Genomic DNA, 24,683 nt, shown 5'->3' with positions numbered 1-24,683 from the left:
GTTAATTAAGTTTAATTGACTCAGCAAAGTGTGAAAACACACTAATAATTTAACACACAATCGCCTATCTGAGAATTACCTCTGCAGATAGACCTCCTTCCCAGAAAGCTATAGAATATTTAAGATGGAGCAATAAATTTAGCCACTATGACAGACCACAATACATTGACAACCGCTAGCGGAATTCCAGTTCCAGATAACCAAAACTCCTTGACTGCCGGTGAACGCGGGCCTATCCTCATGCAGGATTTTCACCTGATGGAGAAACTGGCTCACTTCAACCGGGAACGCATTCCTGAGCGCGTTGTCCATGCCAAAGGAGCCGCTGCATTTGGCACATTCACCGTCACCCATGACATTAGTCGCTACAGCAAAGCTCAGCTATTCTCAGAAATTGGCAAACAAACTCAGGTTCTTCTCCGCTTTTCTACAGTTGGCGGCGAACAAGGTTCAGCGGATGCCGAACGCGATCCCAGAGGTTTTTCGATGAAGTTCTACACCGAAGAAGGCAACTGGGATTTAGTAGGCAATAACACCCCTGTTTTCTTCATCCGCGATCCGCTCAAATTCCCTGATTTGATCCACACCCAAAAGCGCCATCCCCAAACGCATCTCAAAGATGCTGACGCCAAGTGGGATTTCTGGTCGCTGAGTCCAGAATCTCTGCATCAGGTGACAATTCTGTTTTCCGATCGCGGTACGCCGAAAAACCACCGCCACATGGACGGTTTTGGCAGCCATACCTTCAGCCTCATCAATGCTCAAGGAGAACGGGTTTGGTGCAAATTCCATTTCAAAACCATGCAAGGTATTGAGAATTTCACCGCCGAAGAAGCGATGCGGATTAAAGGTGAAGACGCAGATCATGCGACTCGCGACTTGTTTGAATCGATCGACCAAGGTAATTATCCCAAATGGCGCTTTTGCATTCAAGTAATGACCGAGGCCCAAGCCGCAGAGTATCGCGAAAGCCCCTTTGACTTGACGAAAGTTTGGAAACACTCAGAGTTTCCGTTAATTGATGTAGGAATTCTCGAACTCAATCGCAATCCACAAAACTTTTTTGCTGAGGTAGAACAGGCAGCATTTTCTCCTTCTAATGTCGTTCCAGGTATTAGCTTTTCTCCAGACAAAGTGCTGCAATTTCGCATCATGTCCTATGCAGATGCTCAACGCTACCGTCTCGGTGCAAACTATCAGCAATTGCCAGTCAATCAACCAAAGTGTCCGGTAATGAACTACCAACGGGATGGCGCAATGGCACTGGGTAACAACGGTGGCAGCGCGCCCAACTACGAACCCAACAGCCACGAGGATGCGCCGAAGGAAAACTGTGCCTATGCCGATCCAGCTTGGGATTTAGGAAATGTCAAAGTCGATCGCTACGATCAGCGTAAGGGCAATGACGATTATACCCAAGCAGGAGACCTCTATCGGTTAATGAAACCCGACGCACAGCAGCGGCTTGTCGCTAACATTGTGGAAAGTTTGAGTGGAGTAAAACCGGAAATTCAGATGCGCCAACTGTGCCATTTTTTCCGCGCCGATCCGAATTATGGCCGCCAAGTCGCAGAAGGTTTAGGAATTGCGATCGATCCGTCTATGATGCCCGCTGCTGCTCAATCGGTTGGTGTGTAGAATCCGCGAACATTCAATTAGACATCGGCTTTTTAGTAGATGTCTATTGAAACTATAGCAATCCTAAATCATTTGCATAATTATTGTAGGGGCAATCCCCCCGTGGTTGCCCGATAGATAGGGGGTAGGCACGGGGGCACTACCCCTACAAATTTATCTGAATCATTTAGGATTGCTATATGCGTGTAACAGGCACTCTTAGTCCGCGTCTTAGGTGCAAATTAAATGCAGTAAAGCTTAACGTCATGGAGTTGGGGGCGATCGCGATTTTTAGCAATTGTCTCTTGGAAAGGCACACAACCAAGTAAAATAACTTGAAGAACTGCAATAAAAACCAAACAAGAGAAACCCAACTATGACATTACCAATTGGCTGTGCCGCTCCTCAATTTACCGCCAAAGACACCAACGGCAACACAGTCTCCCTCTCCGAATTTGCGGGTAAAACCGTAATCTTGTATTTCTACCCGAAAGATGACACCCCCGGCTGCACAAGACAAGCCCAAAGCTTCAAAGCAGCCCATGAAGAATACAAGGGCAAAGATATAGTAGTTCTCGGTGTCAGCCGAGACAACGAGGAATCGCACCAAAAGTTCACAGAAAAATACGGTTTGCCTTTCCAGCTATTAGCAGATGTTGATGGCACGATTACCAAAGCTTACGATGTCGAGAAAGGCGATTATGCCAAGCGCGTTACTTTCGTCATCGACGGCACCGGCAAAATCATTCAAGTTTATGAGGGCGACACCATGAAAGTTGACACTCACGCTCAAGATATTCTTGTCACCATAGTTTAGTCGAAGTTTAGCCGATCGCACTAACACTCCTGGACGCACCAAACGGCTAAAAACCCGGTTTCTTCCTAGATGCCTCGTTGCTATAGGCAATATTCTCGTAGAAACCGGGTTTTTTTCGTAAGTCCTGACTAAGCGCGTGAGGGGTCAAGGGTACAAGGGGAAACCACCTACTCGAACTAAATTCTTTCCCTCAAAACTTGCACCACAAATCCCCTCAGCCAGCCATATATTCGGTTAAGGTGGTTAGGGTGCGCCTAAAGTGAGATTTGTGGCGCAAATCCCGTTAACAATTAAAAGTTTATGCTGTAAAAGGGATTAACGTCCGTAGACTGAAGCTAGGGGCGGTTTTATCCGGGATCGGGTCATTGTGTTTGAGAAAATGAGAAGTTATCCTTGCTTTAGCTGAATAATTAAGTAGGTAGAGGGATATATAATGACAACCAACAACATTATTTTGAGTTACTTAGGCCCGCGAGAAATAGAGGTCAATAGAGCCGCTGTCTTAGTAGGCAGTTTTGACAAAAATCTAGTGGTAGCGATTTCAGCAGCAGAAGGCTCAAATGCCCTGAATGTAGGGATAAATCTCTCTAGAGGCATTTGGAACATCAGTTTAGAAAAAGGATTCGATAGCGCCGGAACTCGCACAGTGCAGGTGAAGGCAACTGATAAGACTGGCAAAGTTATCGGCCAACAAACAATTAACATCAAAGTTAATCCTGCTTCTCAGTCACCAGCTCAATTTTTCACATTAATTACTCTCAGAGATACCGCATTCAAAGCGGGAACACTGCCCGCGAGCAATCTCAACAACCTGCAAAAAGCAGAAGTACCAGCAGGTAAAACTTATCAAATTAGCGACTATGAGTTAGAAGACGGACATCTGAATGTTCAACTAAATAATCCAATTTCTCCGGTGGGAACCTCTGGCTTTTTCTACGAAAAACACGTACTTATAACCAAAGGCGCAAAAATCCTCATATTCGATCGCGCCGAGTTGCCCGCCCCGCCGCCTGGAATGCAGTTACTATGGGTAATAAAAAAGACCTGGTTAAAGCTCAACCCCACAGATTCTGCTACTTTAGGATCAAGTCAGAAATTACAATTTAACCCGGGAGAAACTTTCAATATTCTCGGCTACGCCTGCGTGGAAAACCATTTTCGAGTCGCTTTTGCTGGGGCAGTTCCTAAGTTAGGAACTTCGGGATTTGTGTACTCGCAGCACGTCCAAATTTTGCGAGACGGCCGGGGAATTGAGTATGATAGAAATGCAGTTACCATGACTGTTATCAAAACGACAGTGTTTAAAAAGCGGCCGGTAAATGCGACTAACCTGCAACCGGAAGAAAAATTTACTTTACCGGCGGGAAGGATTTACGGAATTGCGGGATTCTCGATCGAACAAAGCCACATTAAAGTCTCCCTGACCGAGAATTTGCCGCAATTTGGCAATACGGGTTTCATTTATCCCGATTTTGTGCAATTCAGCCGCGGTGGCAAATCTTTTAATCCCGCTGTGAACTTAACTTATCAAGGGCCGTCAGAAGTTTTAGTAAATCAGCCGATCGTCCTTCGGGGTACTTTTGACCGGCAACAAGCGGCAAAAATTGACCTGATAGCTGAGGATACATTTCCCCTAAGCGTCACGCTAAACCAAGAAGCCAGCACTTGGCAAGTTAATTTGTCTAAAGGATTTAGCATAGCGGGAGCTCGGTGGCTAAGGTTGCGGGCAACTGACAGCAAAGGCAACGTTACTGGCAGCCAAATAATTTACATTACCGTCAGTTCCGATCCGCTGACTGTCGGACAAGGTTTGACCTTAAAGATACTTTCTGACACTTTGTTTAAGGTAGCTGCGGTTGATTCTTCCCGGCTCAACAATCAGCAAAAAATTCTTGTCCAAGCAGGCCAGACTTTGACTGTTAGCAAGTACGGATTTATTGACGGGCATCTCAAAGTGATTCTGGATTTAGCTATTTGGCCGATCGGCACTTTTGGCTATTTTTACGAACCCGACGTTCAGTTGGCAAAAGGTACGAAAATCCTAAAATTTAACCTGGTTGACGTACCGAATAGCAACGTCAGCGCTCAACTTTTGGTAACTCAAACAACTCAGATTAAAGCTCAACCCGAGGATTCATCGAAACTGCCTGCCGATCAAATTGCTGACCTACTTTTAGGCACTACCTATGCCATTACTGGCTATGCCTGCGTTTTAGGGCATTTCCGAGTAACTCTCGCCGAATCAATTCCCGGTTTCGGCAAGATCGGATTTATTTATTGGCAGGACGTTAAAATTAAAAAAGACGGCAAAGAAGTTCCTTTTGACACCAGTGCTTTGACGATGACAATTCTGCAAGCAACTGTGTTTAAAAAACGCCCAGTAGATGCTGCTAGCCTGCCCTCTACCGAGAGAACTACGCTGCCTTTAGGTCGAGTTTACGGCGTGCAAAGCTACGGTGTGGAAGGTAATCACCTGAAAGTTGCTTTGACTGAAGAACTGCCGAATTTGGGCAATACAGGTTATGTTTTTCCTAGTTTTGTGCAGTTCAAGCGGGGAGATAAAATTTTCGATCCGGTTCCGAACAATGTCGAATTGAACGTGCCGTATTTTTCGCAGCGGGACAATCCGCGTTTTGACTGGTCTACTTGCAACGTAACTGCGATCGCCATGGTGCTTTATTATTATGGCCTTCGTTCTGAGTGGGGCGGACAGTTGGAGGATGAGTTGTTGCAGTGGTGTTTCGATTATGCCGGTCAGGGTTCTCAAACGGATCACAGTGTGCTTTCGGCGCTGATTCAGGCCTACGGGTTTAAGACGAGTTTTAGTACGACTCGCACATGGGCCGAGGTGCGATCGGAATTGCTGAATCGGCGGCCGGTAGTTTTAGCGGGAGATTTTACTGCGGCCGGTCACATTCTCACTTTAATTGGCTACAATTCTCAGGGTTATATCGTGCAAGATCCTTGGGGAAATGCCCTCACTGGTTACAGCGATACTGAGGGGAGAAAGTTGATGTATCCCTACAATTATGTCAATCAAGTTGCTGGGCCAGATGGGAATGTTTGGGCGCATTTTATCTCTTAATAATCTTTTGAGGTGCGATCGAGATTGCGACTGTCGATCCGGCTAGGGTTGGCAGTGCATTTGTGTCAATTTACAGCAGATTGCAGGTTTATAGGTAGTATCAATATCCCCGTAGGGACACGGCAATGCCGTGTCCCTACCTCTATTAGCTATATCGTTTGTATCGCAGTCTCGATCGCCCGCAATCAATATTACTTAATAATTTGAGCTATTTTTATGGGTAAAAATTTACATAAATTTCTGAAAAAAATGTTAGGGTTGGTACAAATTTTACCCGATCTAATCAAAAGTCGATGAGAAGTCGATGAGAACTCACTCAAGTTCTCAAATAGTCACCTGATTTAATAGCAATACGGTAAAAAGTCCGATCGACCCGATTTGCATATCCCCCCATTTTTTGTAGGGGCAATCCCCCTGCGGTTGCCCTCGTGGGCGGTGGGGAGGCACTCTTGGCACTCCCAAGGTCGATCGAGGGACTATTTATCAATACATCTTTATCAAATCTTTACAGAGTTTTATGCAATCAACCGTTATGGTTGATACAACAAATTTTAACTTTTTTTTAAACCAGGAATAGGTGGTGTGATGCCAAATTTTAATAGTCAAGTTTCAAGAAGTGCGATCGCCTTTATCGATTCTCAAGTTGAAGATTATCAAAGTTTGATTGCCGGAGTAAAACCGGGTACGGAAGTAGTGGTTTTGGATGGGAACAGGGATGCGATCGACCAAATTACCGAAGTTTTGGACGATCGCAGCAATATAGATAGCATTCACATCGTTTCTCACGGTGCTCCGGGCAGCTTGCAATTGGGCAAAACCAGATTAGGTTCTGAAAATCTGGAAACTTATTCCAAGCAATTTCAGCAGTGGGGAAGCGCTTTAAATCTGGGTGCGGACATTCTGATTTACGGTTGCAATGTCGCAGTGACATCCTTCGCCTTCATCCAGCGCATCGCCCAACTCACAAATACCAACGTTGCCGCCTCCAAAAACCTCACCGGAAGTGCAGCAAAAGGCGGCGACTGGGAACTGGAAGTGACAACCGGGAAAATTGCAGCCTCTCTAGCATTTCGGCCCGAAGTTCTAGCAACATACAGCCACGTCCTTGCCACCTTCAGTGAAGCCAGAAACTATAGTGTACCAAATGCTGGAGACATTGATACGGGCGACCTTAATGGTGACGGTTTCCTCGACTTAGTAGTGACAGGTAAGCAGGATCGCTTCTTCCCAAGAGATATTTCCATATTGTTGGGGACGGGCACTACGGGCAGCTTTGCTACTCCTATCAGCTTACTTAAGCCAGCAGGTAAGGAGAATCCCACTGGCGTTGCAGTGGGCGACTTTAATGGCGACGGCAAACTCGATTTAGCTGTAGCGAATCGTAAGGATACACAAGGTAACGGCAATTTCGTTTCCATCCGGCTGGGGACAGGTACTGGCAGTTTTGGCGATCCTACCAACTTCGGTGAAAATATAGATCATGCTTCGATCGCAACCGGTGACTTTAATGGAGATGGCAAGTTAGATTTAGCCACAACTCCTGACCGCGATAACTTCATTTCAATACTTTTGGGAGACGGTACTGGTAGCTTTGGCAATCCCGTTAAGATTAACACACAAGCACGCAAGTATAGTGTTGCCACAGCCGACTTTAACGGCGACGGCAAACTTGATTTAGTCACGTCGAACTATGAAAAGACTAATAACATCTCCGTTTTCTTAGGAGATGGTAAAGGCAACTTTAACTCCCCCGTTAACCTTAACTCCCCCGTTAACCTTGCCGCAGGGAGTGAGTTTCGCACTGTCGTCACAGGCGACTTTAATGGCGACGGCAAACTCGATATCGCCGCCAATAACAGCTTAGATCGATCTGTCTCTGTCTTTTTGGGAGATGGTACGGGTAATTTTGATACTGCTAACAACTTTAGTGTCACACCTTATCTATTTGGAGGTCCCGAATCTGTGGTTGCAGGGGATTTTAGTGGCGATGGCAAACTCGATTTAGCCACGTCTAACTACGTGCAGCAGGAACTTTCAGTCTTGTCAGGAGATGGTACGGGTAAATTTGGTACTCTCAGCAACTTTACGCTCCCGAAGGCCCCGAACACTGATGGTTATATTGCTTTTGCGGTTGCGAGAGATTTTAATGCTGACGGTAAGTTGGATATAGCTACGGCTTCCGGTCAAACTGTCTCGATTCTGCTGAATACATCGAATACAGTTAATTTTGGTGCGGCCACTTACAGCGGTGTGGAAGGAACAACAGACACAGTAGTTAATATTCCCGTCAACATCACCGGTGGCACTCCCTTAAACGATGTAGTTGTGCCAATTCTCCTCGATCCCACTAGCACAGCCACCGAAAATTCAGACTACACCTTTTCCCCTACTTCGATTACCTTCCCCGCAGGTGCAACAGATGACGCACTCACCAAAAATATTGCAGTTACTATCAAGTCTGACAATATCTCTGAAAACCCCGAAACAGTAATTTTCAACCTTGGTACAATTACTGGTGGCATTGCCGGATCTACAAATAAAACAACTCTAACTATTTCAGATCGAGTTTCTGTTGCTTATGCCATTGACACGAATGGTGTCACCATTGACGAAGGTAATAGCGGCAAAAAACCTCTAATTTTCACTGTGACTCGCGGCAACGTCACTAACGGGGCAAGTAGCGTCAAATATGCGATCGCAGGAACAGCTACCAACGGCAGCGATTATAACAATATCGGCGGCACTTCTGGGGCAAAAACTGCTACTGGCACGATTAATTTTGTGACCGGTGAAACATCAAAAACCATCACTCTAGATGTGTTAGGCGACACCACGGTTGAACCCGATGAAACTATTACCGTCACCCTGTTAGATCCCACAGGTATCGCAGCGGTAACACCGATAATTACCGCTGATACCGCTACCACAACTATTATTAACTACACTACACCGACGCCGACACCGACACCAACACCAGTCACGCCAACGCCAATTCCAACGCCAATTCCAACGCCAACACCAGAACCACCAACGCCAACACCAACGCCAACACCAGAACCACCAACGCCAACACCAACGCCAACACCAGAACCACCAACACCACCAACACCACCAACACCAGTCACGCCAACGCCAACACCAACGCCACCAACACCACCAACACCACCAACACCAGTCACACCAACGCCAACACCAACGCCACCAACACCACCAACACCAGTCACACCAACGCCAACACCAACGCCACTAACACCACCAACACCACCAACACCAGTCACACCACCAACACCGACCAATCGTCCTCCAGACGAGAATATTCGCCTGCGCTCTCGTTACACTCCTTTCGATCTGGACATTCCTAACGTCTACATAGACCCGGATGGCGACCTACTCACCTACACACTAACCCTGCCTGATGGCAGCTTATTACAGAGCAATCCGAACAGCAGTTGGCTGGGATTCTCGTTTGACTCTGCCACAAACAGCATTAAGTTCACCGGAACTCCCCCAAGCAACTGGCAATCCTTCAACGCGAAATTAACAGCAATAGACCCTTATGGTGCGAGTTCCAGCCAGATAATCAAAGTAACGAAATCCCGAAACGGCCGGGTTATCGACGGTTACATTGCCGAGGCTACTGTTTTCTTAGATGTCAACAAAAACGGTGTCCTCGATGCCGGCGAACCATCCACTACTACTGACTCTAACGGTGAATTTAATCTCAATCTCCCCTTCGAGACTTTCAACAACAATCAAAACGGGGAAATTGACTCAGGTAAAGGCAATTTAGTTGCTGTTGGTGGCACCGACACCGCCACAGGTTTACCCCTAGAAACACCAGTCACCGCACCACCAGATGCTACTGTTGTTACCCTCTTAACCACCTTAGTTGCCGACTTGATCGACAAAGGAGTTAGACCAGCAGAAGCACAATTTTTAGTCAAAAATGCCCTTTCCATCCCCACTAATATTGACCTGACTAGCTTAGACCCTATAGTCGCTACCAACAACAACCAACCGGGCGGTATCGCAACTTTATCGGCAATGGTGAAAGTTCAAAATTTCATCACTCAAACTAGCGCTTCGATCGACGGTGCTTCTAGTGCATCTAATACCGATATTGTCAAGAATGTTGTCAGTTCAATTACGAATCGCATTCAATCCGGCACTGTTTTAAACCTCAGCAATGCAGCCGACTTAGAGCCAATTATTCAGCAAGCTGCTGCTAAAATCAAGCAAATTGATCCCAGTTTCAACAGTCAAAAATTCACCCAAATTACCTCGCAAGCTGCGACTGTAATGGCAACAGCCAATCAACGCATTGATGCCGCTGTCTCCAGCACAACAGTCACATCCATTCCTGAAGCAGTCGCCCGCGTCCAAAAAGTAGCTTTGGGCGCAACTACTCAAGACTTAAAGGAAGTAACTGCGGGAACTAAGACAATTTCCCTGGTAGTTACTGAGAATACTGGTGCTGCTTTAGACACCCAAATTCAAGCTGTGACATTACCTGGTGGGATTGCGACTCCTGTTGTCACCGGCGATGCGGATTTGGGCAGCAATTCCCCCGATCGCATTCTCGGTACAAACGGCGACGATATCCTGACTGGTGGCAGCGGAAATGATGTTTTGATGGGCATGAGGGGCAATGATTACCTCGACGGTGCGATCGGCAATGACTCTCTTTTCGGCGGCAAAGGTAATGATATTATGCTGGGAGGTAGCGGTGATGATGCCTTGTTTGGCGGCCAGGGTGCTGACATTTTGAATGGTGGCGATGGCAACGATATTCTGCTGGGTGGTAACGGTGATGATTTGCTGACTGGCGGTTTGGGAAGTGATATTTTGACTGGAGGTGATGGCAATGATAAATTCTTGCTATCTGCTAATTCTGGCATCGATACTATCTTGGATTTTGAGGAGGGCAAAGATTTGCTAATACTCGCAAACAATCTCACTTTCTCCCAACTGTCAATTACTCAAGAAAACAGTTCAACTTTCATCCGTTTGTCAGCAACCGGTGAAATTTTAGCCTCTCTGAATGGGGTGTCTGGCAGCCTGATTAATGCTGCTAATTTCAATCTAGCTTAGAGGAGTTTATGAAGTGCAGGACACGGCAATGCCGTGTCCCTACGGGGATCGACCTAAAATCCATTTCAGCTAATTTTGTGCTTAATTTTGCGTTTCGCTGCACCAATACCTAGAATCCCAAATCCGGCTAAAGTACCGAAGATAGTAGCAGGTTCTGGTACTGGTTCAGCAGAACCTTGTTCAAAAGAGCCTTTAATGGCGATCGCATCATTAGCGCACTCGGCCAAAAAGTTAGCAATATAGTTCCCCGAAGGCATTGAGGATTTATTGAAACTGAATCCGATTGTTTGAGAACCTACTGCATTAAACTGAGCGAAATTAAGACCGAGGGCGCTCAAAGTGGCTGGCGTTAAAAAATTGATTTCTCCTACTTTTGTACCAGTAGCAATTGAGTTGAGAACCGTCCCGTCACCTGTTTGTTCAAAGTAGGGGTCTGTGGCCGCTAAATCGCCCATTGATGGGGTTCCGCCTTCAGATGCAACTACCGTATTGAATTGATTTAAATTGCTAAAGCCAGAGTTAGTTTGGGTGACGTTTTTAGCTGTAACATCTTTGTAAACACCTGTTGTAGCCACGCCGGAGTCATTTCCGGCTGCAAAGCGGATACCAAACAAGCTGCCGTTTGCATTAGCTGTATTGAAGTTTTGACCGGAAAAATTGAAGAATAAATCGCCGTAGTTGATGTTGCCTCTTTGAGCTAGTGGGTCGGCATATCCTGCTAAACTTAGATTGGAGTTGATGGCGATGAAAGCTGTATCTGATGTTTCTTTGATGGCGATGCCGTAAAATTCAAATTCTCCGCCGCCGACTTGGGGCCCTGTCACGCCGTCGTTGAAGGAATCGATCGCATAATTCCAGCCGTTAGATAGGGTTGCTGCTGTAGCCTGTGGTGGGTGTAGTGCCATAATGGCACAGAAAACAGCCGCTGAGCAAGTCCAGTGAATGCTCTTTTTAGTAGTGGAATTCATAGAAAGTTCCCTGATGAATGAGTGTTAAAAAATCAAGTCTGTCGATCAACTATTTTTAATTTTTAGTAAATCATAGATTCCGGCAGAATTTGTTAAAGTTTTGGTAAAGATTTTTTCTGGCAATTACGTAATTTCAACTAGATCTGTAAAAAAACAACTAATCGGTAAATAAATAGTAAATTAAGATTAATTCGCGGTAAAGGGAAGTGAAACAATCTCGCAAAATTAAATATTTGGAAAATCACAAAAAGTCCAGACGGCGAGGATAGATCAGGTTTTGAAAACAGTCAAGCAAATTCCTGCCCTACATCCGCTGCAGGCATCGTGGGTTCCTTCTAACTCAGGCGGTGGTTTCTGCACTTGCAGCGCTGCATAAATCAATCAAATTTTTAAATGCTGTTAACATATCGCCGACAGTTCGTTGACTATCTTGACTCTTCCCTTGATCACAGAACGCAGCAGGCGGTTGATCGAATGTCTGTATTCCTCGTCGAGAGAGTCGTCCAAAACAGCGGCCATCAAGCCGTAGCGATCGGCTAAAGTCAAACAGCCCGTCTCCGTAACAGAGGCAAGCATTTCGGAAATAGCGCCGGGGATAAGTTGAACTAAAAGCATGAGACGTTCCCTGAATTCGATACTTAGATCATCTCTCGTTCTCCGAAAATTAATAGTGACACTGGTATAGCACACAAGGTGATGTTTTGAGGCAAACTGTGTGACAGCGACCGCTCTAATGTTGTGACGATCTGGTTTTAAGTCTGCGATCGCACTCACAACATTAATCTTAGATATTCCAATTTCCCCCTCTCCCCTCCTAAATCTAAAGATTTAGAGAGATTTTTCGGTTTTGTGGGTGTCTTTACCCATTTCCCATGTATAAAACGCATAGGCATTATGCGAAATATTCATAAAACTCAATATTTTGTAAAAATAGCTACGAATATTTACAATCGTGGGCTTTACATTAGCTCATAACAAAGGTGCATCGAAACGCAGCGATCGACCGAATCATCGGTAGCAACTATAACCATAAATAGTTTGGCGACGTTCGAGCCAGCCCCCAGTAAAGCTCAAGTTTACAGAAGACCAACCATGCTTAAAAGAAATTCCATCTAGTAACTAAATATACAGTTTTAAATCCATACAGTCACTAAGGTTAGCAGGAAACACACACTTTATGCTCCAAGTCAATACCTCCCCACACCAGCCAGCAGCGAGGGTAAACCGATGACCCAAACAGTAGAACCCAAAGCCCAAGCGAGCCTGAATAAGTTTGAAAAACTCAAAGCCGAAAAAGATGGCTTAGCATTAACAGCCGAACTCGACCACTTCGCCGCAATCGGCTGGGAAGCAATGGACGAAATCGATCGCGAGCACCGCCTCAAATGGCTCGGCATCTTCTTTCGGCCAGTAACTCCCGGCAAATTCATGATGCGGCTGCGCTTGCCCAACGGCATCATTACTAGCAATCAAACCAGAACGCTAGCAGAAATCGTCCAACGCTACGGCGACGACGGCAGCGCCGACATCACCACCAGACAAAACCTGCAATTGCGCGGAATTCGCATCGAAGACGTACCCGACATCTTCCGTCGCCTCAAAGAAGCGGGCATGACCAGCATCCAGTCTGGCATGGACAATGTACGTAATATTACGGGTTCCCCAGTCGCGGGTCTGGACGCCGACGAACTGATAGATACGCGGGAACTGGCGAACCAAGTCCAAGACATGATTACGAACAGCGGCGAAGGCAACCCCGCGTTTTCAAATTTGCCGAGAAAGTTTAATATTGCGATCGCAGGCTGCCGCGACAACTCAGTCCACGCAGAAATCAACGACATCGCCTTCGTACCCGCTTACAAAGACGGCACCATCGGCTTTAACGTTTTAGTCGGCGGCTTCTTCTCCGCCAAACGCTGCGAAGCTGCAATTCCTCTCAAGGCCTGGGCAAGTCCCAGCGACGTTGTAGATTTGTGCAAAGCAATTTTAACTGTGTTTCGCGATCAAGGCCCAAGAGCAAACCGCCAAAAATCGCGGCTGATGTGGCTGATTGACGAACTCGGAATCGAACAATTCCGAGTCGAAGTCGAACAAGAATTAGGGCGCACTTTGCCCGCCGCCGCGCCCAAAGATGAAATCACCTGGGACAAACGCGACCACATCGGCATCTACCCCCAAAAACAATCAGGGCTCAACTATGTAGGGTTGCACGTTCCAGTCGGACGGCTGCAGGCATCGGATTTGTTCGATTTGGCCAGAATCGCCGAGGTTTACGGCAGCGGCGAGCTCAGGCTCACCGTCGAAGAAAACGTGATTATTCCCAACGTTCCCGAATCGCGGATTGAATCACTGGTCAAAGAACCGCTGTTGCAGCGTTTTTCCATCGATCCCGCACCGCTGATGCGAGCCTTGGTTTCCTGCACCGGCGCCAAGTTTTGCAACTTCGCCCTCATCGAAACCAAAAGCCGATCCGTGGCAATGATTGAGGAACTCGAAGCCGAACTTTCAGTTCCCAAACCTGTCAGAATTCACTGGACTGGTTGCCCCAATTCCTGCGCTCAACCCCAGGTAGCAGACATTGGTTTGATGGGAACAAAAGTTCGCAAGAACGGCAAAACCCTCGAAGGTGTAGACATTTACATGGGAGGCACAGTTGGCAAAGACGCTCATTTGGGTGCTTGCGTCCAAAAAGGCATCCCTTGCGAAGACCTCAAACCAGTGCTGCGCCAACTGTTAGTCGATAACTTCGGGGCCGTTCCCAAAGAGATTACAGGGGATGTAGCTTTGCTGAATCGGCAACTGCAATTGACGGTTGAGGATGGCGAAACGGCAGTGCCGGCAGCCAAACCTCAGACATCTACTGTCATTTTCGCTCGATCGGGCAAAGAAGTTGCTTGCAGCGAAGATGAATTTATCCTTGACGTTGCTGAACGGGCGGGAGTCGAGCTCGACAGCAATTGCCGGTCGGGAAGCTGTGGCACTTGCCAGCAGAAACTCCTAGAAGGCCAAACAGTCTACGACAGCAAACCAGACGCGGCCGCCGACTTAGAACCAGGGTTCATTTTAACTTGCAGTGCGCGGGCGATCGGCAAAGTGTCGATCGACGCCTAATCTGACATTGGGAAATGCGATCGGGAAAAACCAGATGGTGCCATTTCACGGTCAACAGTCAACAGTCAACAGTCAACAATCATTCCGGTGCAACCGGAATTGATATCAAATCTCACATTTCCAACATCTCAAAGTACAACAACAATTCAAGACAAATGAGCAACCTTTCCAGAAGAAAATTCATCATCACCGCCGGAGCAACAGCAGCCGGCACCCTCCTAGCCCACGGTTGCAGTTCCGGCCCCACCACATCTAACGCCACTCCCGGCGGCGCTTCGCCCACCGCCGCCCCAGCAGTCAACATCAACCCCGCCGACGCCCCAGAAGTTACCGCAGCCAAACTCGGATTCATCGCCCTCACCGACGCAGCACCCTTAATCATCGCCCAAGAAAAAGGGTTATTTGCCAAGTACGGCATGAAAGACGTACAAGTTACCAAACAAGCATCTTGGCCAGTTACTCGCGACAACTTAGAACTAGGTTCCGACAAAGGCGGCATTGACGGCGCCCACATCTTATCCTCGATGCCTTACCAAATGACATTAGGCACTATTACCAAAGGCAATCAGCCAGTGCCCATGTACATTCTCGCCCGGTTAAATACTAACGGTCAGGCAATTTCGCTCAGCAAAAAATACCTAGATTTAAAAGTAGGTACAGACAGCGCGCCCCTGAAAGCAGCTTTTGGCAACCAAAACCTTCCTGTTGCTATGACTTTTCCCGGCGGCACCCACGACTTGTGGCTACGCTACTGGCTAGCAGCCGGCGGTATTAATCCAGATACAGATGTTTCCGTGATTCCCATACCCCCGCCCCAAATGGTAGCGAACATGAAATCTGGCAGCATGGAAGCCTTTTGCGTAGGCGAACCTTGGAATGCTCAGCTAGTTACTCAAAAGGTAGGATACACCGCCTTAATAACTGGAGAACTTTGGAAAGATCATCCTGAAAAAGCTTTAGGTTTAAGAGCAGATTGGGTTGACAAAAACCCCAAAGCTGCAAAAGCAATTACAATGGCCGTACTGGAAGCCCAGCAGTGGTGCGGAAAGCTAGAAAATCGCGATGAAATGTGCCAAATCATCTCTCAAGATAGGTGGTTAAAAGTTCCAGTAGCAGATATTATCGGTCGCTCTAAAGCTCAAATTGACTACGGTACCGGCCGCATTGAAGCTGCCAGCCCTGTGGCAATGAAATTTTGGGCGGATAATGCTTCTTATCCCTACAAGAGTCACGATGCTTGGTTTGTCGCTGAAAATATTCGCTGGGGTTATATCCCGGCAACTACCGACATCAAAGCCACGGTTGATAAAGTTAACCGCGAAGATATTTGGAAAGCAGCAGCGACAGCACTTGGCGTCCCCGCAGCCCAAATTCCTACTACCACTTCTCGCGGTGTAGAAACCTTCTTTGATGGTGTGAAGTTTGACCCAGAAAAACCAGAAGAATATCTGAAGAGTCTGGCAATCAAAAAAGCATAATTAGTGAACAGTTGACAGTTGACAGTTGACAGTTGACAGTTGACCAGTTTTAAAAGTGAGTGGAGTTGGGTAGAGTGAAACGGAGGGTTTCCTAACTCAACCCACCCCAGACACGGTGCTCCCTTCAAAGTATCTACAAATAATCGATTATTCACAATACTGCAAAAAGAAAAATGGCAACAAACCTCGCTGTTTCTAAAAGCAAAAATCCAGTAAATTTCGTTCTGGATCAGGTTCAAAAAAACCGCCGAAAAATTATCCGCCCGCTAGTTGCGATCGCAGTTCTGCTGATAATCTGGCAAATCCTCTGCAACAGTCCAGAGTCCAGCTTGCCGGGACCCATCAAAACTGTCCAAGAAAGCTGGAATCTGATTATTAATCCTTTCTTCGACAACGGCGGTACAGACAAAGGCTTGTTCTGGCAAATTTTGGCTAGCTTGCAGCGGGTGGCGATCGGCTTTACTTTGGCAACAATTCTCGGCATTAGTTTGGGAATCCTCATCGGCACAAACTCCTTAATGTTCGATGCTTTAGACCCACTATTTCAAGTATTCAGAACTATTCCGCCTCTGGCTTGGCTGCCGATCGCCCTGGCTGTATTTCAACAGTTCAATCCCTTTGAAGGTATGGGGGTGAAAGCGAACGAAGTTTCAGCGCTTTTCGTAATCTTAATTACAGCAATTTGGCCGATTCTAATTAACACCACAGTAGGCGTTCAACAAATACCCCAAGACTACAGAAACGTCGCCCGCGTCTTGCGCCTCCCTAACCAAAAATACTTCTGGAAAATCCTGCTTCCCTCTTCGGTTCCTTACATCTTTACTGGCTTGAGAATTGGCATCGGTTTGTCTTGGCTGGCGATCGTAGCTGCGGAAATGTTAGTCGGCGGCGTCGGCATCGGTTTCTTCATCTGGGACGCTTACAACAGTTCTCGACTCAGTGCAGTGATTATAGCAGTTCTTTATGTAGGAATCGTCGGTTTAATTTTAGACAGAATCGTTGGTTTCATCGCTTCCAAAGTGGTTCCTGAAGAACAAAAATAGGATTTGGGCGTAGGGCATAGGGAATGGGGTATGGTTGCCCACTACAAACTGCTAGAAATTAGTTGTAAATTAATGCCCAATTCCCAATTCCCAATTCCCAATTCCCAATTCCCAATTCCCAATTCCCAATTCCCAATTAGCATCTAAAAATTACAAACTAACCTAAAATTGCCATGTCAGTATTTGTTGAAGTAGACCACGTAGATCGCGTATTTAACTTGCCCAATGGAGAGCAATACATAGCTCTTAAAAATATTGAACTGAAAATTAAAAAGGGAGAATTCATCACCTTAATTGGGCACTCTGGCTGTGGCAAATCTACGCTGCTAAATATCATCGCAGGTCTCGACAAAGCAAGTCAGGGCGGTATTACTTTAGAAGGGCGCGAAGTCCGCGATCCAGGCCCGGACAGAATGGTGGTGTTTCAAAATTACTCGCTGCTACCTTGGCTGACGGTGCGCGAAAATATTGCCCTAGCAGTAAATGAAATTTACAGCGGTAACTCTAAAGAAGATCGCGAGTTGGTGATCGAACACCACATTAAATTGGTCGGACTCGGGCACGCCGCCGACAAACGCCCAGGGGAAATTTCTGGGGGGATGAAACAAAGAGTTGCGATCGCCCGCGCCCTGGCGATTCGCCCGAAATTGCTGCTGCTAGACGAACCCTTCGGAGCTCTGGATGCCTTAACTCGCGGCGGTTTGCAAGACCAGTTGATGAAAATTTGCGAAGAAAGTAAAGTCACCAGCGTGATGGTAACTCACGACGTGGATGAGGCTTTATTACTGAGCGATCGCATTGTGATGCTCACCAACGGCCCGGAAGCGCAAATCGGGCAAATCCTCGAAGTGAACATTCCCCGCCCCCGCAAGCGCATGGAAGTTGTCAACCATCCGAGTTACTACGCGCTACGCAACGAAATGGTTTACTTCCTGAACCAGCAAAAGCGGGTCAAACAGCGCCGGGCCAAACAACAACCGCCTGTCATCGCCCGCAATGGCCTGGAAAAAATCAACCTCGACATCGGCTTTATTCCCCTCACCGACTGCGCCCCCTTAGTAGTAGCTAAAGAAAAAGGATTTTTCCAAGCCCACGGCTTGGAAGAAGTTACTCTCAGCCGCGAACCGGGCTGGAAAGCGATCGCCAAAGGAGTCGCCGAAGGACGGCTGGACGCGGCACAAATGGTCGCAGGAATGCCGATCGCCATGCTATTGGGTCTGGACGGTGAAGCCCCTGTGCCCGTCTGTAGCGCCATGACGCTCTCTCGCAACGGCAATTCGATTATTTTTAGCAAAGACCTTTACAGACAAGGCATTCGGACATTAGAGGATTTCAAAGCTGCGATCGCCAAGAGTCCCGATAAAGCTCACACCTTGGGCATGGTACACTCGGCCTCCATGCACAATCTGCTGTTCCGCTACTGGCTGGCCGCCGGCGGCATTGACCCCGACCTTGACGTGGCCTTGACCGTGATTCCGCCCCCGCAGATGGTATCGAATTTAAAAGCAGGCAACATTGACGGCTACTGTTCAGGCGACCCCTGGAACTCCCACGCAGTCAACAGTGGTACGGGTTTTGTCATGGCCCGTTCCCTCGATATTCTGCCCGGACACATCGAAAAAGTTCTAGGTGTTACCGAAGATTGGGCTCAGAAATATCCTCAAACCCACCTCGCCCTCGTCAAAGCGCTTTTGGAAGCCTGCGACTACTGCGACGATCGCCGCAACCGTGAAGAAGTCCTAGCATTGATTAGCCAAGAACAATACATCGGCGCAGATCCCAAAGACATCCGTCCGGGGTTCCTCGACCCGTACAACTCCGGTACGGAGGCAGAACCCGAAATGCTCTACAATTTCAACCAGTTCTCTGTTGACAAAACCAATTTTCCAGACCGCCTAGAAATGGTGTGGGTGATGGCGCAGATGGCTCGCTGGGGACTGATTCCGTTCCCGAAAAACTGGGTGGAAGTGGTCGATCGAGTTTTGCGGCCCGATGTTTTCGGTCAAGCAGTGCGCGAATTGGGTTTGCCGGATGTTGCCAGAGATCGCCGGACGATCGAGCTATTTGACGGCACCGTGTTTAATCTAGACGACCCGATCGACTATCTTCACAAGGTCAAAATCAAACGCAACCTCCGCATTGAAGAAATATTAATTGAACAAATAGGCAGTCAGTGTTCCATCAAACTGCTAGCATAACCAGCAAATAGGAAGAGGGAATGAGGAGCAAGAAATCAGGAAACAAGACTCCACATTTCCCGCTTCCTAAGTCCCTAATTTCAAATTCTCAATCTAAAGTTGTCATGTCTAATTCTTCAACCCAAAATCCAAATCCTGAAAATATGCAAACTCTAAAAACTCCCCAAACAACCAAAATTCAAACAAAGCAAGACTTTCTTACTATTAAAGACGTATCGAAAGTCTACGAAACTCCTAAAGGCCCTTACGTGGTTCTCGACGGTGTAAACCTGACTATTAATGAAGGCGAATTTATTTGTTTGATCGGTCACTCGGGCTGCGGCAAATCAACTTTGCTAAATATGATTGCGGGATTCAACGGGCCGACAAACGGAGAATTAGCCCTGGAAGGTTCGCAGATTACTGAACCAGGCCCCGATCGCATGGTGGTGTTTCAAAACTACTCGCTGCTACCGTGGCTGACTGCTACAGAAAATATTCACCTCGGCGTTGAAAATGTTTACCCGGAAAAGTCCGCAGACGAACACAATACGATCGTCAAGGAACACTTGGAATTAGTGGGGCTCACCGAAGCTTGTAACAAAAGACCGGGCCAATTGTCCGGGGGGATGAAACAGCGGGTGGCGATCGCCCGAGCTCTGGCAACTCGCCCCAAACTGTTGATTTTGGACGAACCTTTCGGAGCTCTAGACCCGATTACCCGAGAAGAGTTGCAGGAAGAATTGCTGAAAATTTGGCGGAAGGAAAAAATTACCGTCATTATGATTACTCACGATATTGATGAGGCTTTGTTTTTGGCCGATCGCATCGTGATGATGACCAACGGGCCTGCAGCTTCCATCGGTGAAGATATGCACATTCCCTTCAGCCGTCCCCGCAACCGGGTGCGGATTATGGAAGACCCGAAATACTACGAACTTCGCAACTTTGCTTTGGAGTTCCTGTTTTCTCGCTACGCCCACCACGAAGAAGGTGAAGAAACGGACTCGGAGACAGAAGCCGTCGCGCTACCGATGCCATTACCTGCTAGCAAAAAGCCTGCGGTTGCTGACAGGCCGATGCCACCTGTGTCCTTTATGCCTCACGCGGCGGAATTTCCAGAAGCCTCGCCGATCAAAGGCGGCATCCTGGCAGCATCGTGGTTCGTAGCAATGTTTACTTTAGCTGCGGTCAATATGTCTGTTGTTTCCAGCCAGCTAAAGCAAGCGAAACTAGGAGAAACTGCACCGCAGACGACGACTGCGGCGGCGGTTGTGACTTCTCCCCCCAGCCCGCCAATGGCAGCAAGTTCGATCGCACCGAATGCTAGCCCTGCGCCCATCGCTGCTGCTGCAAGTCCTACATCCATCGCTGCTGCAAGTCCTGCACCCATCGCTACTGCTAGCCCTGCACCCATCGCTGCTGCCGCTAACAGCGCCGTCGCGCCCAATGCAGCCACCACTGACACATCAGTGATTTCTGACCAAGCCGAACTCGATGCGATCGGAAAGCAGTTGTATGCACAAATCGACCAAAAATGGAGAACAACTCCGACATTTACCGAAAGCTTGACTTATCGGGTCAAAGTAAAACAAAACGGCGATATCCTACAGTTCGATCCCACAAATAAAGCAGCTAAAGATTTCGTCAAAGAAACTCCTCTGCCGGTTTTGCAAACTCCTGCCGGTGCAACAGCAGGCGCTGAAAAAACTGCTGAATTCCAAGTAACTTTTAGCCCGACCAATGGTGGCGTATTTGAAGTTAAATCAGGGAAGTAGGCGACATAATACTCTCGCACTAAATCTCGGATTGGTATTAACAAGTAGGTCAAAAGTAGTACCTGCGCGCTATTTGGGTCATGCAAGATTTTTTCCTCGCTCCCCATAGGTGAGGGTCACAAAATTCAGGTCTGGAGTACCTCGAATTGAGAGAGATTGAGGAACAGCGCTCCCTGGTTAAGAGGGATATCAATCGCGAGTTTTAGTAAGATAGCGGTTAATTTGAAGTCAGGGTATTGTCCGTTTCTAGGAAGCATTTTTGCGGTAAGTTAGTAAGTATTAAGACATTATTTGCAGGAGCCTTCATTTCCGACTATAATGACGAATTACCAATTACCCATTATCTTTCAAAAATTAGCATCTAAAATCACCAGATGGAAACTATAAAAACTCTTTGCCCATACTGCGGTGTAGGTTGCGGTCTAGAAGTTGTTCCCGACAAAAACCAAGGTTGGAAAGTGCGGGGCGATCGCAATCACCCATCAAGTCAAGGCATGGTTTGTATTAAGGGAGCAACCGTAGCAGAGTCCATTCGGAGCGATCGGCTACTGTATCCGATGATGCGAGATACTCTCGACAAACCGTTCCGCCGCGCTAGCTGGGACGAAGCTCTCGATGCAATTGTTAACCGCATCCAAACAATTCGCAGCACCCGCGGCCCCGATGCTTTGTGCGTTTACGGTTCGGGTCAATTCGCAACAGAAGATTATTATATTGCCCAGAAACTAATGAAAGGTTGTCTGGGTACTAATAATTTTGATGCTAATTCTCGATTGTGTATGTCTTCAGCAGTCTCTGGATACGTTCAAAGCTTTGGCTCGGACGGGCCGCCTTGCTGTTACGACGATTTAGAATTAACAGATTGCGCTTTTATTATTGGCAGCAATACAGCGGAATGCCATCCAATCGTATTTAATCGATTAGCAAAATACCACAAAAAGCATCCAAATGTCAAGATGATTGTGGTAGATCCAAGGCGGACTCCGACTGCGGAAGCGGCGGATTTGCACTTAGCAATTAAACCGGGTACTGATATAGATTTGCTTAATGGAATTGCATATTTGCTGTTACGCAGGCAAGCAATAGATTCTGAGTTTATTGAAGAATGCACGGCGAATTTTTCAGCTTTTGCTGAGGTTATTAGCAGCTACACGCCGGAGTTTGTAGCCTCGCGCTGTGGCATTACTGTCAGCGAGTTAGAAACGGCGGCAAACTACTGGGAACAGTCGCAGCGCGTTTTGTCGCTGTGGTCGATGGGAATGAATCAGTCGTCGGAAGGCACGGCAAAGGTGCGATCGCTGATTAATTTGCACTTGATGACCGGTCAAATTGGCAAACCGGGATGCGGCCCGTTTTCCCTCACCGGCCAGCCAAACGCGATGGGAGGGCGGGAAGCCGGAGGACTGTCTCACTTGCTCCCAGGCTACCGTTTTGTGAAAAATGCTGAACACAGAACCCAAGTCGAGGAGTTTTGGGGAATCGCACCGGGAAGTATTTCCCCGAATCCAGGCCGCACAGCTTGGGATATGATCACCGGCTTGGAAACTGGCGATGTCGAGTTGCTATGGATTGCAGCTACTAATCCGGTGGTGAGTATGCCGGATTTGGAACGCACTAAAGCCGCTTTGCTGCGATCGCCCTTTACTATTTATCAAGAAGCTTACTATCCCACTGAAACCTCGGCCTACGCTCACATCCTGCTGCCGGCAACGCAGTGGAGCGAAAAAACTGGGGTAATGACAAATTCCGAACGCCGGATTACCTTTTGTCCCGGTTTCGACACTCCCTCCGGGGAAGGCCGCGACGACTGGAGCATTTTCGCGGAGGTGGGGCGCAGGTTGGGTTTTGCCCAACACTTTGCTTTCGACAGCGTTGCTGACGTATTCAAAGAGTACGTGCAGTTGACGCAGGGCCAGCCTTGCGACATCACAGGCCTCAGCCACGAGTATTTGCGTACAGAAGGCCCCCAGCAGTGGCCTTGCCCAGAAAATCAGCCTCCGCATCCAGCAAACGAAGCGAAACGGCTTTATACTGACAGGCGTTTTCACACTCCTGACGCGCGGGCGAGATTTTCGGCCTATCACTCCCGGGGACTGGCAGAACCTCCCGATCCGAATTATCCCTTTGTGTTGACGACAGGGAGAGTTTACGGACACTGGCACACGATGACGCGGACGGGTAGAACAGAGAAAATTAATCAATTGCACCCCGATCCGTTTTTGGAAATTCACCCCCGCGATGCTGCCCAATTGCAGATTAAGGAGGGAGATTTGCTGGAAGTTCGATCGCGCCGTGGCAAGGCGCAGTTTCCGGCAAAAGTCACAAAGGCGATCGCCCCAGGTACGCTATTTGTACCCATGCACTGGGGTTCTCTGTGGGCCGAAGGTGCTGAAGCCAATGCCATGACTCATGCTGCAAGCTGTCCAGATTCCAAACAGCCTGAGTTAAAAGCTTGTGCGGTGCACTTGGTGCTGGTTGGGGCAGAAACTGCGGCGGAAGTTGGATCAGAAGTTGCAGCAGAAGTTGGGGAATTTAATTGGGCAAAATCCACCCTTGCCGTCACTTCTTGAGCTGGCCTCCAACTACGGAATGTTACAAATCACCGCAGAACGAGCGGGAAGATCCGGGTTAGATGGGGAGGAACTTGGTTGACGTTCGGCGAGCGCTCAGTCAATCACGCTCAGTCGAACTATTGGAGATGTACTCCACACATGAATCTGGGATCTTGAACCAGAGCGTTGCCCTGAGCTTGTCGAAGGGTCGAAAATTTTGCACTCTTCCCGACAGGAGTCCGGGGCTTGTATCCGTTTTTGGGGTAACAACCTCTCTGGATCAAGCAAATTTGAACCCGGAGATACCCTACACATAAATCTTAAATCGCAAATCCCAGATCTAAAACCTAAAATCGTTATGCCATTACGCAGCCTAAAAACTGCGTTTCCCCGGCAGAGCCCGGGAATAAGGAAAATTAAATTTATTTATTCTGAGTTGTTCCTTCTTGATTGGGAGTTTTTCCTTCGGCAGAATGCCTTCTGGCGAATGCTTTCTGGCTTGTTTTAAATTAATTGAGTCAGACAATTGCAGTTTGCACCCATAGGTGCTATGATCTTTTTACAAGGCTTTATTTTCGGCAGTACAGTTCGTTCGATCGGCGTTCCTCCGGATTTAAATCTCTACACCCTCTGATTCTGGAGAATGTTCAATGTCAATCTATGTCGGCAATTTATCCTACGAAGTAACGCAGGAGCACCTCAGCCAAACTTTTGGAGAGTACGGTACAGTAAAGCGCATTCAATTGCCTGCTGACCGCGAAACAGGTCGGATGCGTGGCTTCGCTTTTGTAGAAATGTCTACAGAAGCCGAAGAAACCGCAGCCATTGAGGCTCTTGACGGTGCTGAGTGGATGGGTCGCGACCTCAAGGTCAATAAGGCTAAACCTCGTGAAGAACGTGGTTCTTCTAACAGCGGTAACTGGGGCAACAACGACCGCTCTTCTCGTCGTTACTAAACCACTCCAG

General features: G+C 47.7%; 13 protein-coding genes. 11 read left to right on the top strand and 2 right to left on the bottom strand.

Going from position 1 to position 24,683, the window contains the following annotated elements; genetic code table 11:
- Window positions 1-147: 147 nt before the first annotated feature.
- The 4 genes from QUA44_RS11500 to QUA44_RS11485 all read left to right on the top strand — a co-directional run bounded on the left by QUA44_RS11500 (window position 148) and on the right by QUA44_RS11485 (window position 10,610).
- On the top strand, window positions 148-1,638 hold the full coding sequence (locus QUA44_RS11500) for a catalase (protein WP_333250465.1): 1,491 nt from the start codon (window positions 148-150) through the stop codon (window positions 1,636-1,638).
- Between the two features lie 355 nt (window positions 1,639-1,993).
- Window positions 1,994-2,434, top strand: a complete 441-nt coding sequence (locus tag QUA44_RS11495) for a peroxiredoxin (protein WP_333250463.1) — start codon at window positions 1,994-1,996, stop codon at window positions 2,432-2,434.
- Window positions 2,435-2,867: 433 nt separating this feature from the next.
- Window positions 2,868-5,519, top strand: a complete 2,652-nt coding sequence (locus QUA44_RS11490) for a C39 family peptidase (protein WP_333250461.1) — start codon at window positions 2,868-2,870, stop codon at window positions 5,517-5,519.
- Between the two features lie 585 nt (window positions 5,520-6,104).
- Window positions 6,105-10,610 carry a DUF4347 domain-containing protein gene (locus QUA44_RS11485; protein ID WP_333250459.1) on the top strand — a complete coding sequence of 1,502 codons (4,506 nt, stop codon included), beginning with the start codon at window positions 6,105-6,107 and terminating at the stop codon, window positions 10,608-10,610.
- Window positions 10,611-10,675: 65 nt separating this feature from the next.
- Here the strand turns inward: QUA44_RS11485 and QUA44_RS11480 are convergent, their stop codons facing one another.
- Together QUA44_RS11480 and QUA44_RS11475 are read right to left on the bottom strand one after the other, a co-directional pair.
- Window positions 10,676-11,578, bottom strand: coding sequence for a PEP-CTERM sorting domain-containing protein (locus QUA44_RS11480; RefSeq protein ID WP_333250458.1), 903 nt, complete (start codon window positions 11,576-11,578; stop codon window positions 10,676-10,678).
- 399 nt (window positions 11,579-11,977) lie between these two features.
- Window positions 11,978-12,193 (bottom strand): hypothetical protein, encoded by a 216-nt coding sequence (locus tag QUA44_RS11475; RefSeq protein ID WP_333250456.1) that lies wholly within the window; start codon window positions 12,191-12,193, stop codon window positions 11,978-11,980.
- A 612-nt stretch (window positions 12,194-12,805) separates the two neighbouring features.
- Here QUA44_RS11475 and QUA44_RS11470 point away from each other — a divergent pair.
- The 7 genes from QUA44_RS11470 to QUA44_RS11435 all read left to right on the top strand — a co-directional run bounded on the left by QUA44_RS11470 (window position 12,806) and on the right by QUA44_RS11435 (window position 24,673).
- A complete protein-coding gene (locus QUA44_RS11470; protein ID WP_445243652.1) occupies window positions 12,806-14,689 on the top strand; it encodes a ferredoxin--nitrite reductase in 1,884 nt (627 codons plus the stop codon).
- Window positions 14,690-14,844: 155 nt separating this feature from the next.
- Window positions 14,845-16,167, top strand: coding sequence for a CmpA/NrtA family ABC transporter substrate-binding protein (locus tag QUA44_RS11460; protein ID WP_333250454.1), 1,323 nt, complete (start codon window positions 14,845-14,847; stop codon window positions 16,165-16,167).
- 173 nt (window positions 16,168-16,340) lie between these two features.
- Entirely contained in the window at window positions 16,341-17,210 is an 870-nt protein-coding gene (gene ntrB, locus QUA44_RS11455) for a nitrate ABC transporter permease (protein ID WP_333250452.1), read from the top strand.
- 173 nt (window positions 17,211-17,383) lie between these two features.
- Window positions 17,384-19,408: a nitrate ABC transporter ATP-binding protein gene (locus QUA44_RS11450; protein WP_333250450.1), complete on the top strand. Its 2,025-nt coding sequence runs from the start codon at window positions 17,384-17,386 to the stop codon at window positions 19,406-19,408.
- 104 nt (window positions 19,409-19,512) lie between these two features.
- Window positions 19,513-21,165 carry a nitrate ABC transporter ATP-binding protein gene (locus QUA44_RS11445; protein WP_333250448.1) on the top strand — a complete coding sequence of 551 codons (1,653 nt, stop codon included), beginning with the start codon at window positions 19,513-19,515 and terminating at the stop codon, window positions 21,163-21,165.
- A gap of 374 nt (window positions 21,166-21,539) precedes the next feature.
- Entirely contained in the window at window positions 21,540-23,735 is a 2,196-nt protein-coding gene (locus QUA44_RS11440; protein ID WP_333250446.1) for a nitrate reductase, read from the top strand.
- 632 nt (window positions 23,736-24,367) lie between these two features.
- Complete coding sequence (locus QUA44_RS11435; RefSeq protein WP_106151106.1) at window positions 24,368-24,673, top strand: RNA recognition motif domain-containing protein; 306 nt, start codon at window positions 24,368-24,370, stop codon at window positions 24,671-24,673.
- Window positions 24,674-24,683: the final 10 nt, after the last annotated feature.

The sequence above is a fragment of the Microcoleus sp. N9_A2 genome, assembly GCF_036701775.1.
GTDB lineage: Bacteria > Cyanobacteriota > Cyanobacteriia > Cyanobacteriales > Microcoleaceae > Microcoleus.
The sequence above is the reverse complement of the archived record's forward strand: the minus strand, read 5'-3'. Positions and strand labels throughout refer to the sequence as shown.

What these genes read in the sequence shown, in the direction of transcription:
- QUA44_RS11440 (WP_333250446.1), top strand. Translation starts at nt 21,540, where the DNA reads ATGGAAACTATAAAAACTCTTTGCCCATACTGCGGTGTAGGTTGCGGT.
- QUA44_RS11485 (WP_333250459.1), top strand. Translation starts at nt 6,105, where the DNA reads ATGCCAAATTTTAATAGTCAAGTTTCAAGAAGTGCGATCGCCTTTATC.
- QUA44_RS11470 (WP_445243652.1), top strand. Translation starts at nt 12,806, where the DNA reads ATGACCCAAACAGTAGAACCCAAAGCCCAAGCGAGCCTGAATAAGTTT.
- QUA44_RS11445 (WP_333250448.1), top strand. Translation starts at nt 19,513, where the DNA reads ATGTCTAATTCTTCAACCCAAAATCCAAATCCTGAAAATATGCAAACT.
- ntrB (WP_333250452.1), top strand. Translation starts at nt 16,341, where the DNA reads ATGGCAACAAACCTCGCTGTTTCTAAAAGCAAAAATCCAGTAAATTTC.
- QUA44_RS11460 (WP_333250454.1), top strand. Translation starts at nt 14,845, where the DNA reads ATGAGCAACCTTTCCAGAAGAAAATTCATCATCACCGCCGGAGCAACA.
- QUA44_RS11500 (WP_333250465.1), top strand. Translation starts at nt 148, where the DNA reads ATGACAGACCACAATACATTGACAACCGCTAGCGGAATTCCAGTTCCA.
- QUA44_RS11475 (WP_333250456.1), bottom strand. Translation starts at nt 12,193, where the DNA reads ATGCTTTTAGTTCAACTTATCCCCGGCGCTATTTCCGAAATGCTTGCC.
- QUA44_RS11495 (WP_333250463.1), top strand. Translation starts at nt 1,994, where the DNA reads ATGACATTACCAATTGGCTGTGCCGCTCCTCAATTTACCGCCAAAGAC.
- QUA44_RS11435 (WP_106151106.1), top strand. Translation starts at nt 24,368, where the DNA reads ATGTCAATCTATGTCGGCAATTTATCCTACGAAGTAACGCAGGAGCAC.
- QUA44_RS11450 (WP_333250450.1), top strand. Translation starts at nt 17,384, where the DNA reads ATGTCAGTATTTGTTGAAGTAGACCACGTAGATCGCGTATTTAACTTG.
- QUA44_RS11480 (WP_333250458.1), bottom strand. Translation starts at nt 11,578, where the DNA reads ATGAATTCCACTACTAAAAAGAGCATTCACTGGACTTGCTCAGCGGCT.
- QUA44_RS11490 (WP_333250461.1), top strand. Translation starts at nt 2,868, where the DNA reads ATGACAACCAACAACATTATTTTGAGTTACTTAGGCCCGCGAGAAATA.